The sequence below is a fragment of the Ligilactobacillus faecis genome (assembly GCF_029889745.1).
Lineage (GTDB): Bacteria > Bacillota > Bacilli > Lactobacillales > Lactobacillaceae > Ligilactobacillus > Ligilactobacillus faecis.
The window spans coordinates 2,238,838-2,253,076 of sequence record NZ_CP123639.1; the positions used below are offsets into that span (position 1 = coordinate 2,238,838).

Sequence of the window (14,239 nt, forward strand, 5' to 3'; positions counted from 1 at the left end):
AAAAAATTAAAGCTATGCCTTTGTAACGATCTCAGGTTCTTTTTTTCCTAAGACCGTATCTTTGGTGATCACGACTTTTTCAATATCTTTATTGCTTGGAACTTCAAACATAATGTCGCGCATCGTTGCTTCGATGATCGAACGAAGTCCACGTGCCCCAGTATTGCGTGCGATCGCTAGATGTGCAACTTCACGTAAAGCGTCTTCTTTAAATTCCAATTTGACACCGTCAAATTCAAGTAACTTACCATACTGCTTGACTAAAGCATTCTTTGGTTCAGTCAAGATCCGCACAAGGTCATCTTCGGTCAATTTTTCAAGTGCTGTCAAGATCGGTAAACGTCCAATGAATTCAGGGATCAAGCCAAATTTAAGCAGATCTTCTGGAATGATCTGTTGCATCAAACTCTTCGATTCATCATAATTTTGGTTGCTATCTACTCCAAAACCGATCGTCTTATCACCAAGACGATTCTTAACGATATTTTCGATCCCATCAAAAGCTCCACCCACAATAAATAAAATATTTGTTGTATCGATCTGGATGAATTCTTGTTGCGGATGCTTCCTTCCGCCTTGCGGAGGAACATTAGCGATCGTTCCTTCTAAGATCTTGAGTAGCGATTGTTGGACCCCTTCACCAGAAACATCACGTGTGATCGAAACGTTCTCACTTTTTTTAGCGATCTTATCGATCTCATCGATATACACGATCCCACGTTGTGCTCGTTCAACGTCATAATCAGCATTTTGTAAAAGTTTTAACAAGATATTCTCGACATCTTCACCAACATAACCTGCTTCAGTCAAGGTCGTTGCATCAGCGATCGTAAATGGGACATTTAAGATCTTCGCTAAGCTTTGAGCTAAGAAAGTCTTACCTGAACCAGTTGGACCAACAAGACAGATATTACTCTTTTGAAGTTCAGTGTCATCCGTCTTCTCATCCAAAGCTGCACTGATCCGTTTATAGTGGTTATAAACTGCGACTGCTAGTGTTTTCTTAGCTTGCTCTTGTCCGATCACATATTGGTTTAAAATATCAACGATCTCTTTTGGTGTTGGAACATCATTGAATTCACTTTGCACAACTGCCTTATTTTCTTCGTTGATGATCGTCTGGGCCAACTCAACACATTCATTGCAAATGTAAACACCTGGACCAGAGATCATACTTTTGACTTGCCGTTCAGATTTGCCACAAAAAGAGCATACTGCCGGTTCGTTTTGGTCTGTATTTTCGTACATTCTGAATCACCTTTATTTTACTGATTACCTATATTCTATCAAACATTACATGTAAACACTACATAGTTGTATTTTATTTGTAGATAAACTTAGGGATCGTAACGGATAAAAGCGCTACGATCCCTAATAAATTCTATTTATCAGTAAGCCACTAAGCTTAGACTTGCTTTGCAGAATCTGTCATTTCTTTAACGACTTTTCTGATAGCAATATCATGGTTCAACATGTCATCTGAAAGTGCTGAACGTACAGCATTTTCTTCCATACCGTATTGTGCAGCTAAATTCTTGATCTCTTCATTGATCTCTTCTTCTGAAGCTTTGATATCTTCTTTAGCTACGATAGCTTCAAGGACAAGATTTGTCTTAACGCGCTTTGCAGCTCCGTCTTCAAATTGCTTGTGTAAGTCTTCTTCAGAAGATCCTGTGATCTTGTAGTACATATCTGCACTGATCCCTTGTTGTTGGAGACCAGCTAAATATTGATCCATTTGACGATGAACGTCTTCTTCGATCATTGCTCCTGGGATCTCACCGATCTCAGCATTTTCAACTGCCTTATCGATAACTTCATCTTGAATAGCTTCTTTAGCAGCATTTTGTTTTTGTGTTTCAAGACGTTCGCGTGTCTTAGCTTTCAATTCAACTAAAGTATCGACTTCTTCGTCAACATCCTTAGCAAATTCATCGTCAAGTTCTGGTAATTCTTTTGTTTTGACTTCATGGATCGTTGTTTCAAAGACAGCATCTTTACCCTTAAGATCTTCTGCATGGTATTCTTCTGGGAAAGTTACTTTGACTTCAACTGTTTCACCTGCTTTGTGACCAACTAATTGGTCTTCAAAGCCTGGGATAAATGTGTTTGAACCAAGTTCAAGTGAGTAGTTTTCACCTTTACCACCATCAAAAGCAACACCGTCAACTTTACCTTCAAAGTCGATCACAACTGTATCACCATTTTCAGCTGGTTGATCTTCTTTTAAAACTAACTCTGCTTGTTGTTCTTGAAGTTTTTTGATCTCTGCGTCAACTTCTTCATCTGTAACTTCTGTTGATTGTGCTTTCACTTCAAGATCTTTGTATTGACCAAGTTTAACTTCTGGTTCAACAGTCACTTTGGCTGTTAAGACCCATGTAGAATCTTTTTCCATTGATTCAACATTGATCTCTGGTTGAGCAACTGGCTTGATATTTGTTTCAGAAACAGCGTTTGCGTATGCTTCTGGTAAAACTGCATTCAATGCATCTTGATAAAGTGATTCTTCACCAAACATTTTGTTGAAGATCTGACGAGGAACTTTACCTTTACGGAAGCCAGGAACATTTAACGTCTTTTTAACACGGTTAAATGCTGTGTCTAAACCTTCCTTGATTTTTGCAGGTTCGATTTCAAAGGTCAACTTACCGTTGTTTGTACCTTCTTCTTTTTCCCATTTTACAGACATTATTTTCCCTCCGAGTAAAATAGTTTCTACAATTTACTGAGTAATTGCATACTAAATAATTTTAACGTAGAACATCCTAAATGTAAATGTTTTATCAAATTAAAAAGGTGTTTTTCAACAAAAAAGACTTGAAGGCGGACCTCCAAGTCTTTCTTTCGAAACGATAAAGCAAAAATCAAGCAAAGCTGATCATTTAAATACCGTTTCAACAATAACATATTAGTCGTCGATTTCAGAAACGACACCAGCACCAACTGTACGGCCACCTTCACGAACTGTGAACTTAAGACCTTTTTCGATAGCAACTGGAGCGATCAATTCAACAGAGAATGTTACGTTATCGCCAGGCATAACCATTTCTACACCTTCAGGCAATTCGATAACACCTGTAACGTCTGTTGTGTGGAAATAGAATTGTGGACGGTAGTTTGAGAAGAATGGTGTATGACGGCCACCTTCTTCTTTTGTCAAGACGTAAACTTCACCCTTGAATTTCTTGTGTGTTTGGATAGAACCTGGTTTTGCAAGAACTTGACCACGTTCGATTTGTGTACGGTCAACACCACGAAGCAATGCACCGATGTTATCGCCGGCTTCACCTTCGTCAAGTGTCTTACGGAACATTTCAACACCTGTGACAGTTGTCTTAAGAATATCGTCTTTCAAACCAACGATTTCAACTTCGTCACCAACTTTAACAACACCACGGTCGATACGACCAGAAGCAACTGTACCACGACCTGTGATCGTAAATACGTCTTCAACTGGCATCAAGAATGGCTTGTCTGTTGGACGTTCTGGTGTTGGGATGTATTCGTCAACTGTATCCATTAATTCAAGGATCTTCTTCTTAGCATCTTCATCATCTTCCAATGCTTTAAGAGCAGAACCACGGATAACAGGAATGTCATCACCAGGGAAGTCGTATTCGCTCAATAAGTCACGAACTTCCATTTCAACTAAGTCTAACAATTCTTCATCGTCAACTAAGTCGCACTTGTTCAAGAATACAACGATGTATTCAACACCAACTTGGCGAGCAAGCAAGATGTGTTCACGAGTTTGTGGCATAGGACCATCTGTTGCAGCAACAACTAAGATAGCACCGTCCATTTGAGCAGCACCAGTGATCATGTTTTTAACGTAGTCGGCGTGTCCTGGAGCATCGATGTGAGCATAGTGACGGCCTTCTGTTTCGTATTCAACGTGTGCTGTGTTGATTGTGATACCACGTTCACGTTCTTCTGGAGCAGCATCGATAGAAGCGTAATCTTCAGCTTTAGCTAAACCTTTTTCAGATAAAACCTTTGTGATAGCTGCTGTTAAAGTTGTCTTCCCATGGTCAACGTGTCCAATTGTACCGATGTTTACATGGGGTTTTGTTCTTTCGTAATGTTCTTTTGCCATTAATAGAACCTCCTGTAATTTTCAAAGAAAATCTGCAGATCCTGCCGATAATCCTTTAATTTTTATTATACTACTTTCAGTAAAGAATGCCAAGCAAATTATCAACTGGGTCCTTCCTAAACTGAAAACCTTGAATTATTATATAGCCCTGATTGATTTTTGTAAATACTAAAATTTATTTTTTTAAAAAAATCTTTATAGCGCTTAAATTTCCCAAGCTTGTAAACTTTTCTCAAGTTCAGCAGCAAATTCTTTTTCCTTTTCATCCTCATCTGGGCGATCCATTAAAACGCGATAAAGCTTTTCTGGTTCTGGAAAAGGTCGTGTCAATTGCGGATATAATAATTGGAGTTTTAATGTCATTTCTGCTAAAGCAGCCTCTTTAAGATCAGGGGTGATCGCACTATCTGTAGCTAATAGTTGGGTCAATCGTTGATACATCAAATAATCATTAAGTTCTTTCAGTGCGGCTGGTATAAACGAACGCACTTCTTTAGTAAATGACAGATACTCTACTTCACGTTCACTACCTAGATAACGCAACTCATCTAAGATCGCTGAGCGCAATAAAACATGTACATCTGGATCAAGGAGCGGTCCTTGAGAAATTTCCTCAAATTCTTTGATCGTCAACGATTTAGTTTTTTCAAAGACCTCTCTTTGCCCAATAACATCATTTGCACCTAAATACTTAAACTGCTTTTTGAGTGTTTCGATTTCTTCTTGTGATCTAACTTCTGCTAAAGTTTTTTCAAACTGAACCTGAAGCCGTTTTGTTTGTGGCTCAGAAAAAAAGGCCTGAACGAGCTCTAATGTCATTTCGATCTTTCTGATCTGTCCTGCCAAGACCATCACTTTAACATACTCTAAAAATTTAGCCTCATCTTTTAAGTAATCCGTCACATAATCGTCAGCTATTTGAGCTGCATTATCATATCGTTCAGCTTTTTCTAATGTCTCAAATAATAAATAGTTCACTTTAAAAGTTTTCTTAGCTTGATAAGCAGCCATAAAACAATTGATAGCCTCGTCTAGATCACCTTTTTCAAGTGCTGCTAAACCTGCTTGATAAGTATTTTCTTGCATTATTCAAAACCCCTTAACTATGATAAATAGGACTGCAGTTCCCTACAGCCCCATTTTTTTATTTATGCGCCTCATCTGAATTCTTTTTGCGCTTTTTATTATTATGGTTATGATACTGATTGATCTCCATGATCACAGGTAAGATCACTGGATGACGCTTTGTTTGTTCATATAAGAAGTGATTCAACTGTTCACGGACATCTTGTTTTAGATGACTCCAATCAAATTCTTTATTATCAAGATTATCTTGGACTGTTTTTTTGATGATCTCAGCACTTTCAGCGATCAAATCACGACTTGTTTTGACATAAACGAATCCTCGCGAGGTGATCTTTGGTTTGTCAATGATCTTCTTTTTCTTTCGGTCGATCGTAACTACTGCGATAAAGATCCCATCTTCTGATAAGATCTTCCGATCGCGCAAGACGATATTTCCGATATCGCCAACTCCGATCCCATCGATCATTGTATTACCAACTTCGACCGAAGATGCAACTAGCATCTTATCATGGGTATATTCGACCACATCTCCTTTATCAAGAAGAATAATATTTTCGGCCGAGATCCCAACTTCTTTTGCACTGCGCGCATTAGCCGCTAAGAGGCGATACTCTCCTTGAACAGGGATCACATAGCGTGGTTTTAAAAGATTCATCATCAACTGAAGATCATTTTTGCTTGCATGTCCTGAAGAATTTAATTCATCTGAGATCGATTTGACATCTGCGCCAGAGCGATAGATCATATCGCGCGTTTTAGCAACATTTGTTTCCATCGCATGCGATGGTGTCGTTGTGATAAAGACTAGATCGCCTTCATGTAAAGAGACAAAACGATGGCGCTTCAAAGCCATTTTTTGAAGTGACTTCAAGGGTTCACCTGAGCGTCCGGCTTCTAAGACAACGATCTGATCATCAGCATAGCGATCGATATCTTTGATCGGGATCAAAATATCATCACTTGGCAAATGAAGTTTGTTTAACTTCATCGCTGTACGTACGATCTTTTCAACATCGTGTCCTGTTAAGGCAACTTTACGATCATTAGCATAAGCCGCATTCAAAACTTGTTGAACACGTGCAATATTAGACGCAACGCAGGCAACGATGATCCGGCCATTTCGATATTCAAAAGTCTCACTGATAAAATCATAGATCTCTCGTTCATTAACAGTCTCATTAGGATTTTCAGCATTTGCCGAATCGCTCAATAATGCTAAAACACCTTCATTTCCTAATTCAGCCAAACGAGCTAGATCTGTTTGATATTGCACTGTTGCTGTTTGATCAAACTTAAAATCACCAGTATAGACGATCGTTCCTTCATCAGTCTTTAATGCGACCCCTAAACTTTCTGGGATCGAGTGAGTCGTTTTGAAAAATGAAACTGTTGCACTCGGAAAATCGATCTCGGTTTTCTCATCAATAACATGAAAATCTTTGAATTTCTTAGCAACTTCTTCATTTTCACAAGCGATCTTAGCTAATGCGATCGTTAATTCAGAACCAAAAACTGGTACATCAAATTCACTTACAAAATAAGGTAAAGCCCCGATCGCATCGGCGTGACCGTGTGTCAAAAAGACCCCCACGATCCGGCGTGCGTTTTGACGTAAATATTCAAAATTAGGGATCACGATATCGATACCTAGCAACTCATTTTCTGGGTACTTCAAACCACAATCTAAAATATAGATATCTTCATCCACTTCGACGGCGTACATATTTTTAGCATTTTCACGTACACCACCAAGTGAAATGATTTTTATCTCACTCATATTTTCACCTCGGTTTTAAAATTTTTATCTGATAATATCTTTAAATCGACGCAATAAACACTCTCACCTAAGAAAGGATCATACCTTTGCGTCAAATAATTCCTTATCCTGATGTATATAAATAGCTAAGGGACTATAAAAATATCCTATCGTCATTAGATCCAGGTCCAAAAGACCTATCAACATAAAATTATATCACAAAACCGTACAGACTTGAACTACTCTCACTTAGCTAAGTTCCTAGCCCGCACACACAAAAATATGTAAAAAAAAGCAACGAGACTAGATCTCGTTGCTAAAAAAACTATTAACGACGCAAGCCTAAGCTCTTGATCAATTCACGGTAACGTTGAACATCTTTGTTACGTAAGTATGCTAACAAGTTACGACGGTGACCGATCTTCTTCATCAAACCACGTTGTGAAGCAAAGTCTTTTTTATGGTTACGAACATGTTCGTTAAGTTCGTTGATATCTGCCGTCAAAACAGCGATTTGCACTTCAGCAGAACCTGTATCGCCTTCATGACGTGCATATTTTTTCATGATCTCGTTTTTCTTTTCGTTTGAAATAGCCATTATTGTATTTCCACCTTTCAAAAAATGCTGCCCAAAGACCGAGTAAGTCGTCGGTGTCGTCGCCAAACTAAGTCTTGGGTCTGGTACATCCGTACTCTATATAATCTACTAAATTTTAAATAAAAAAGCAAGTTAAAAATTCTGTGTCAAGGAAAATTTCTTGACATCATTTTTATTTTTTTATTGCATTGTTCAAAGCGCTCTTGTATAATGGGGTATGTTGAAAAATTAGATGATACCGTTACGGATCATGCAGGTGGAGGTGACTATTATGCCAATTATCAAATCCGCAATCGAACGTGTTAAAACAAACGAAAAAGCTAATGCTCGTAATTCTGCTGAATTGAGCAAGATGCGTACAGCAATCAAAAAATTTGAAAAAGCTAAAACTGCTGGTGCTGACAACGTTGAAACACTTTACCGTGAAGCTGTTTCTGCTGTTGATCGTGCACACTCAAAAGGCTTGATCAAAGCTAACAAAGCTGCTCGTGATAAGTCACGCATGGCCGCACGCTTAGCTAAGTAATAAAAAGAGGTAGGCAAAAACCTACCTCTTTTTTATGCTCTTTTTTGTGTAAAATTCAACATGAAAAGTTGAAATAACAATTCCGGATCTTGCGAAGAGCCTTTGAGCCGTTCTTCAATATGGATCAAACCCAAATAAGCATCTTTTAGATCTTCACGTTTGAAAAAGCGCGTCTTTTGTAAAGCTAACTTGACTCGATACGGGTGGACCTTTAATGTGCTCGCGATATTCCCTTGTGCATAGCCATGGCGTTTCAACACTTCAACTTGCAAAAGGAGCCGAAATTGCCCCTCCAAGATCGCATTGATCTTTAGCGGCTCTTCTTTTTGTTGTAACAGATCATGATATAATTCAAGCGCCTTAGCTGTCTTTCTTCTTAAAACTAAGTCAACTAGATCAAAGACATTTTGTTCTAAAGAACGCGAGACCATTAAAGTCACAAGCTGCTCTGTGATCTTCTTTTCTTCTTTAGCAGCCAATAACAATTTTGGTAACTCACTTGCGACCATCGTCAAATTAGCATCTGTTCTTTGTAGCAAGATCTCTAAAGCTGTCGGCTCGATCGTATAACCTTTAGCTTTTAGGTCGTCTAAGATCGTTTTGCGAACTGCAGCTTCATTTAGCGGACTGTTATCAACTACGACTGCCTTTTGCTTTAATTGCTTGACTGCTTTTTTTCTCTCATCTAATTTAGCGTATGGTGCTAAAATAACTAGCGTTGTCGTTGGCTCTGGGTCATCCAAATAAGCGCTCAATTCATTTGTATCATGCTCGATCTTTACTTTCTTGTTTTCACCTGTTAGAAAATAAGGCCGCGTGATAAAAACTAAACGTTTATCACCAAAAAAAGGCACCGACATTGCATCGGCGATCGCATTGGCCAATGACACATCTTCCATATCATAGATCCCTACATTAAATTCACGTTCTTCTTCTGGAAAGTTAGCTAATAATTTTTGTTTGATCTTTTCAGCATTGACTTGTTCTTCACCTAAAATTAGATAAACTGGGGCCAATTGATCATTTTCAATATCCTTTAAGACCTTATCTACTGTTATCATTTTAATCAACGTAGCGCTACGGCTACTTGTCCCTTCTTTCTACATTAAATACGTTACTGGCTTATTTGTTTGAAATACCACACTTTGACTTGACCAGCCTCTTTTTTTAATTTGATCATCCCATCACGAGCAGTTAAAAGATATGGAATCTTTTGGTGCGCCAAAGTCTTTAACGTCAACGGATCTGGGTGACCATAGCGATTATTTCGTCCAGCGGATATGACCGCAAGCTGTGGCTTGATCTTTTGGACAAATGTGGGATCGCTAGCCGTCTTACTGCCATGATGACCTGTTTTTAAAATGTCGACATGCAAATTGGGATATTTTGCTAAAACTTTTAGCTCATTTGTGCGATCAAGATCTCCAGTAAACAGACATTGCATATCCCCAAAAGCTAACCATAGTACGAGCGAATCTGCATTTGTTCCCTGACCTGCTCGAAAAGGATGAAGTAATTTTAAATCAGGATCATTAAAACTATTCTTATCTGTTACAGGTAAAACATCTTGCTGACGATTAGCCGAGTGAGCTAAGCGTCGCTTAAAACTCGGGAGCTTTTCCATCCCAGCAGGCACAATGATTTTTTTGATCTTTATTACTTTGCTTAAACTTGGAAAATTTCCAACATGGTCTGCATCTTGATGCGTTAAGTAGAGTCGGTCGATCTGCGCGATCCCCTTACTTAGTAAATAATTGGCCACGATCGTTTCGCCACTTGTCACTTCATGGCGCTTTTTTTGCCAGTCTTTTTGTTTAAAATGGACTTTTCCACCTGTATCGATCAATACAACTTCATTTTTAGCAAGTCGATCGATCAAAGTACAGTCTCCTTGACCAACATCAAAGTAAACCACTTCATCTGTAAGTGGAAAATGGATCACCAAAAAACACAAGAGATATGTTCCTGCTAACAGCCAATAGTAGCGCATTTTTTTACGACTTATCTGGATATAAAAAAGCGCGCCGAGCCAAAAAACCACAAGCCAGAGAGGTGGTTTTCCAAAAACAACTGTTCCTGGGATCTTTGCTAAAAAGCTAAAAAAATCGGAGAACAACTGCAAAACTAAAGCTAGATCTCGACTAAAGAGTGGCACAAAGACACCTACAAGAGTCAAAGGTAATAATAAATATTCAAACAAAGGTGTGACTAAAAAAGCATAAAAAGCTGTCCAGACATTCCATTGATAAGTCGTATATAAAACAAGTGGCAAACTAAATAAATTCAATTTGACATTCAATTTAAAATTTGATCTTGATTTTTCAAATAACAACACTAACGTCAATAAATAGCTTAAACTTGCACCTAGATCGGTCAATAACAAAGGTGACCAAAAAAGCTCACCTAATAAAACTAGCCCCCAGATCGTTAAGCTATCAAACTTTTTGCCTAACACATCTACCTAAAATAAGTATCCAATTCATCAAAACGGCTCTTACTAAGCTAAAAGATCCACCTCCTAAAAAGCCATAAAATGGTAAACAAAATAATAACATGAGATCTCTGCTTCTTTCAGAGCAAATTCTTTTCGTTACCACTCTAAAAAAGGTGATCAAGTAAAAGACGTGCATCCCCGATAAACTAAATAAATATAATATCCCTGTCTGTTTTAAAGCCTCCAACGTCTCTAAAAAGCTCACTTCGTGGATCCCTAAAAATAATGCTTCGCCGTATTCAGCTAATGGTTTAGGTAAAGTTTTGAGATGCAGCACCATTTCTTGGCGAAGTTGATGCACCCAGATCAAAAAATATTGTTTTAACGGTAATGAGACTTGGACTTTCTGCCACTCAGACACTTTAAAGCGAGTAAATATTTTGCGAGCATAGTAGTGAGAACGTTGATCGAATTGATTTTCATTTGTCGGACTTTCAAATTTTGATTCTATCCCCTTACTTCGCCAAACTATCGCCTGTTGAGCATTTAAAAATGCACGTTTTTCTTGATAAGAATGCAAATAGGTCGTTACTAATAGCTTTTTTCCACTTTGAAGGTCAAATGCTTCCGTTTGAAAACTTGCACCATCGATCTTAACTTTATCAGGATAGATCAAAAGATAATGGATCGCTTTAGTTGCTAGTGGTTCTTTGATAATTTGACCAAAAAGAAGCATTCGCCCATAAAAAATCATCATTAAACCTACAACAACGGCACTCACTTTAAAACAACGACCAAAAAAGAGGCGTAAAGCTAACAAAAGCAAACAAATGATCCAAACTAAAGTTGGTTTGAAAACTAAAAAACTTAAACAACTGACTCCAACAACTGCTAACAAGATCGTTGCCCGAAAGATCGTCACTCACTTCCCTTTATCGATCAGTTCTTTGATAAATGTAGTTGCCATATACTTTTCGTCGATCTTAACTTGAGAAACAGTCACATCTTTTAGCTCTAAAAGTGAGACTGCATAAGGATCGTTATGATAGTTTCTTAAATAATGGATCTTTTTGATCCCTGCCTGCAATAGCATTTTCGTGCATTGTAAACAAGGAAAATCAGTCACATAGATCTCAGCATCTTCTGTTGGAATACCAAATTTAGCACACTGTAAGATCGCGTTCATCTCAGCATGGATCGTTCGCAAGCAATGCCCATCGACCATGTAACACCCATCATCGATACAATGTTTATCACCTGCAACTGAGCCGTTATATCCTCCAGCAATGATCCGTTGATCACGCACTAAGATCGCTCCAACTGCTAAACGATTACATGTACTCCTTAATGACAATAGGACCGCTTGTAACATGAAATATTGGTCCCACGGGATCCTCTTTTGGTTCATATCTTTACCTCAATTTACAAATTTAGTAACAGTATAACAAATGTCCTGTTGGCTGACTACACCTTCAAACGGCTACTTAAAACTTGATACAACTTTTCACCGATCCCGGTGACATTCTTTAACTCAGCTAATTGTTTGAAACCTTGATGTTGTTTGCGATATAAAATGATCTGCTCTGCTTTCTTCTCACCGATCCCATCGATCTGCATCAGTTGCTGTTTATCGACTTGATTTAGATCAAATTTAGTTTGATCATCTTCACTTGTTGATGACTCTAGGGTGGTTGAGGCTGGCGCTTGTTTAGTAGGATCAGTTGTTTGTGCTGTTTGTTCTCCTTGTTTACTTACATAGATCACCATCTGATCGCTCAACTTTTTAGCAAAGTTTACTTGTGAACTATCAGCTTCAGCGTTGACTCCACCAGCTAACGCGATCGCATCTCCCACACGTTTAGATGCTAAGATCTTATATAAGCCAGGAACTTTGACAGCGCCTTTGACATCAACAAAAATATACTTTGCCTTCGTAGCAATACGATGATGTTCGATTTTGGTCGTTTGCGTCGGTCCAAGAAAGTTCTCTTTTGGCACTGGTTTATTCCACCATACAAAAGCGAGCCCACTGAGCACCACCATCAAAACACTTCCTAAACTCAACAAGAAAACCTTATGCTTCGTTATGAAATTTTGCCAAAGTTCATTTATCATGTCTTTTTTTCGATACATAAAATAGCTAGCTACTTTAGGAAAAGTTCTCTCCTTATCTCTTTTTTAAAGGTCACTGTTCATACCGTACACTTTTCCAACAGCTTTGTTTCCTTCACTATATACATACGAAAAAAAACTCTATTTTTCTTATTTATTTTTTTGGGCTAAAGCGAGCGCTACATTGGGAGGAACTAGCTCAGAAAAATCGCCCCCGAACTGCGCAACTTCTTTGACTAGTGTCGAAGATAAATGACTATACTTAGGATCAGTCATCAGTAAGATCGTTTCTAACTTAGGCGCTAAAGTTTTATTCATCTGAGCAATATTTCGCTCATATTCAAGATCGAGCGCATTTCTTACAGCACGAACGATAACTCCTGCATTTAATGCTTCAGCAACATTGACTGTTAGATCAGCATCTTTAACTTGCACAACAACATTTTTTAAGTTTTTCGTTGCTTCTTCAAGCATTACTAAGCGTTCCGTCGCGGTAAATAATGGCGTTTTACTTGTATTTGTCAAAATCACAACAAATACTTCATCAAAGAGTCTTGCTGCACGCGCAATGACATCTAAATGCCCATTTGTTACAGGATCAAAACTTCCTGGAAAGATCGCTCTCATCTGTTCTCCCTTCCTTGATACCGATAAAACGTCAGCTCCGTGATCCCATAATCAGCCTGCTTGATGAAAGTGAAATCAGGGAGTTCTTCTGGTAATTTAGCTTGCTGGTCAGTTTCACAAATAATTAAAGCATCAGCATTCAATAGTGCTAGATCACTCAATTTTTGCATCAATTCAATGATCTGTTGTTCTTTATAAGGAGGATCTAAAAAAATGTAATCAAAACTCCGCTTAGCTTTAGCTAATTTAAGCACCATCTTATTGGCGTCTCCTTTGAGTACTTCAAAACGCTCTGTTTCTTTTGTTACTGCGATATTTTCTTTGATCGTTTTGATCGCTTGATACTGTCGGTCGATCAAAGTCGCTTTTTTGGCGCCTCTTGAGACTGCTTCGATACTAAGACCACCAGATCCGGCAAAGAGATCTAAAACTTCGCCTCCATCAAAGTAGGGGCCGATGATATTAAACATCGCTTCTTTAACTTTGTCAGTCGTAGGTCGAGTCTTCATCCCTGGAACAGCTTTTAATCTTCTCCCACCATAATCACCTGCTACGATCCTCATCTATCGATACCTTCTTTACTAAAAATTCTCTTGATACTAGCTTATCGTATCAGCAGAATAGTTACAACTATCTATCCGATCCAAAACAAAAAAGCCATGCTTCTGCATGACCTTTAAGGCGTTAGATTATTAACGATCAAATTTTTCTTGATCTTCTTCCGTTAATTTATACGCTTTTTTTCCTTGTTCATCAAACTCTGTTTTAAGTTCTGGTCTTTGTGAAAGTTCAACACGTTTGACAAATCTCAATTGTTTCAACTTAGCCACTGTTTTTTCAACATCTACTTCATCCATGTAAAGTAATGCATACTTCATCTTTCGTGAAACATACTGAATACTACCGTAACGTCGTAATTGCTTACTTTGTCGTAAATGATGTAAGTAAACAATAACACCACGTCGCTGCTTTATTTCAAACATCATAACCACTTCTTACTA

The 14,239-nt window shown here is 38.2% G+C and carries 15 protein-coding genes; 1 reads left to right on the forward strand and 14 read right to left on the reverse strand.

Going from position 1 to position 14,239, the window contains the following annotated elements; all coding sequences use genetic code 11:
* Window positions 1-12: 12 nt before the first annotated feature.
* The 6 genes from clpX to rpsO all read right to left on the reverse strand — a co-directional run bounded on the left by clpX (window position 13) and on the right by rpsO (window position 7,539).
* Window positions 13-1,248 (reverse strand): ATP-dependent Clp protease ATP-binding subunit ClpX, encoded by a 1,236-nt coding sequence (gene clpX, locus QFX10_RS10225; protein WP_280606112.1) that lies wholly within the window; start codon window positions 1,246-1,248, stop codon window positions 13-15.
* A 157-nt stretch (window positions 1,249-1,405) separates the two neighbouring features.
* Window positions 1,406-2,692 carry a trigger factor gene (tig, locus tag QFX10_RS10230; protein WP_280606113.1) on the reverse strand — a complete coding sequence of 429 codons (1,287 nt, stop codon included), beginning with the start codon at window positions 2,690-2,692 and terminating at the stop codon, window positions 1,406-1,408.
* A gap of 219 nt (window positions 2,693-2,911) precedes the next feature.
* Entirely contained in the window at window positions 2,912-4,099 is a 1,188-nt protein-coding gene (tuf, locus tag QFX10_RS10235; RefSeq protein ID WP_280606114.1) for an elongation factor Tu, read from the reverse strand.
* 204 nt (window positions 4,100-4,303) lie between these two features.
* Complete coding sequence (locus QFX10_RS10240) at window positions 4,304-5,185, reverse strand: hypothetical protein (RefSeq protein ID WP_280606115.1); 882 nt, start codon at window positions 5,183-5,185, stop codon at window positions 4,304-4,306.
* A gap of 58 nt (window positions 5,186-5,243) precedes the next feature.
* A complete protein-coding gene (locus QFX10_RS10245; RefSeq protein WP_280606116.1) occupies window positions 5,244-6,962 on the reverse strand; it encodes a ribonuclease J in 1,719 nt (572 codons plus the stop codon).
* Window positions 6,963-7,269: 307 nt separating this feature from the next.
* Window positions 7,270-7,539 carry a 30S ribosomal protein S15 gene (rpsO, locus tag QFX10_RS10250; RefSeq protein ID WP_280606117.1) on the reverse strand — a complete coding sequence of 90 codons (270 nt, stop codon included), beginning with the start codon at window positions 7,537-7,539 and terminating at the stop codon, window positions 7,270-7,272.
* 271 nt (window positions 7,540-7,810) lie between these two features.
* Here rpsO and rpsT point away from each other — a divergent pair, with 271 nt between their 5' ends.
* Entirely contained in the window at window positions 7,811-8,065 is a 255-nt protein-coding gene (gene rpsT, locus QFX10_RS10255; RefSeq protein WP_280606118.1) for a 30S ribosomal protein S20, read from the forward strand.
* 32 nt (window positions 8,066-8,097) lie between these two features.
* Here the strand turns inward: rpsT and holA are convergent, their stop codons facing one another.
* The 8 genes from holA to QFX10_RS10295 all read right to left on the reverse strand — a co-directional run bounded on the left by holA (window position 8,098) and on the right by QFX10_RS10295 (window position 14,224).
* Window positions 8,098-9,126: a DNA polymerase III subunit delta gene (gene holA, locus QFX10_RS10260; RefSeq protein WP_280606119.1), complete on the reverse strand. Its 1,029-nt coding sequence runs from the start codon at window positions 9,124-9,126 to the stop codon at window positions 8,098-8,100.
* A 53-nt stretch (window positions 9,127-9,179) separates the two neighbouring features.
* Entirely contained in the window at window positions 9,180-10,520 is a 1,341-nt protein-coding gene (locus QFX10_RS10265) for a ComEC/Rec2 family competence protein (RefSeq protein WP_280606120.1), read from the reverse strand.
* Window positions 10,501-11,421: a ComEC/Rec2 family competence protein gene (locus QFX10_RS10270; RefSeq protein ID WP_280606121.1), complete on the reverse strand. Its 921-nt coding sequence runs from the start codon at window positions 11,419-11,421 to the stop codon at window positions 10,501-10,503. Before QFX10_RS10270 ends, QFX10_RS10265 begins: the two co-directional genes overlap by 20 nt.
* Entirely contained in the window at window positions 11,422-11,907 is a 486-nt protein-coding gene (locus tag QFX10_RS10275; RefSeq protein ID WP_280606122.1) for a ComE operon protein 2, read from the reverse strand.
* Between the two features lie 56 nt (window positions 11,908-11,963).
* Complete coding sequence (locus QFX10_RS10280; RefSeq protein ID WP_280606123.1) at window positions 11,964-12,632, reverse strand: helix-hairpin-helix domain-containing protein; 669 nt, start codon at window positions 12,630-12,632, stop codon at window positions 11,964-11,966.
* A 129-nt stretch (window positions 12,633-12,761) separates the two neighbouring features.
* Window positions 12,762-13,238 (reverse strand): pantetheine-phosphate adenylyltransferase, encoded by a 477-nt coding sequence (coaD, locus tag QFX10_RS10285; RefSeq protein WP_280606124.1) that lies wholly within the window; start codon window positions 13,236-13,238, stop codon window positions 12,762-12,764.
* Window positions 13,235-13,801 (reverse strand): 16S rRNA (guanine(966)-N(2))-methyltransferase RsmD, encoded by a 567-nt coding sequence (gene rsmD / locus QFX10_RS10290; RefSeq protein ID WP_280606126.1) that lies wholly within the window; start codon window positions 13,799-13,801, stop codon window positions 13,235-13,237. The genes coaD and rsmD overlap by 4 nt, the downstream gene beginning before the upstream one ends.
* Before the next feature lie 129 nt (window positions 13,802-13,930).
* Window positions 13,931-14,224 (reverse strand): YlbG family protein, encoded by a 294-nt coding sequence (locus QFX10_RS10295; RefSeq protein WP_280606127.1) that lies wholly within the window; start codon window positions 14,222-14,224, stop codon window positions 13,931-13,933.
* Between the last annotated feature and the right edge of the window lie 15 nt (window positions 14,225-14,239).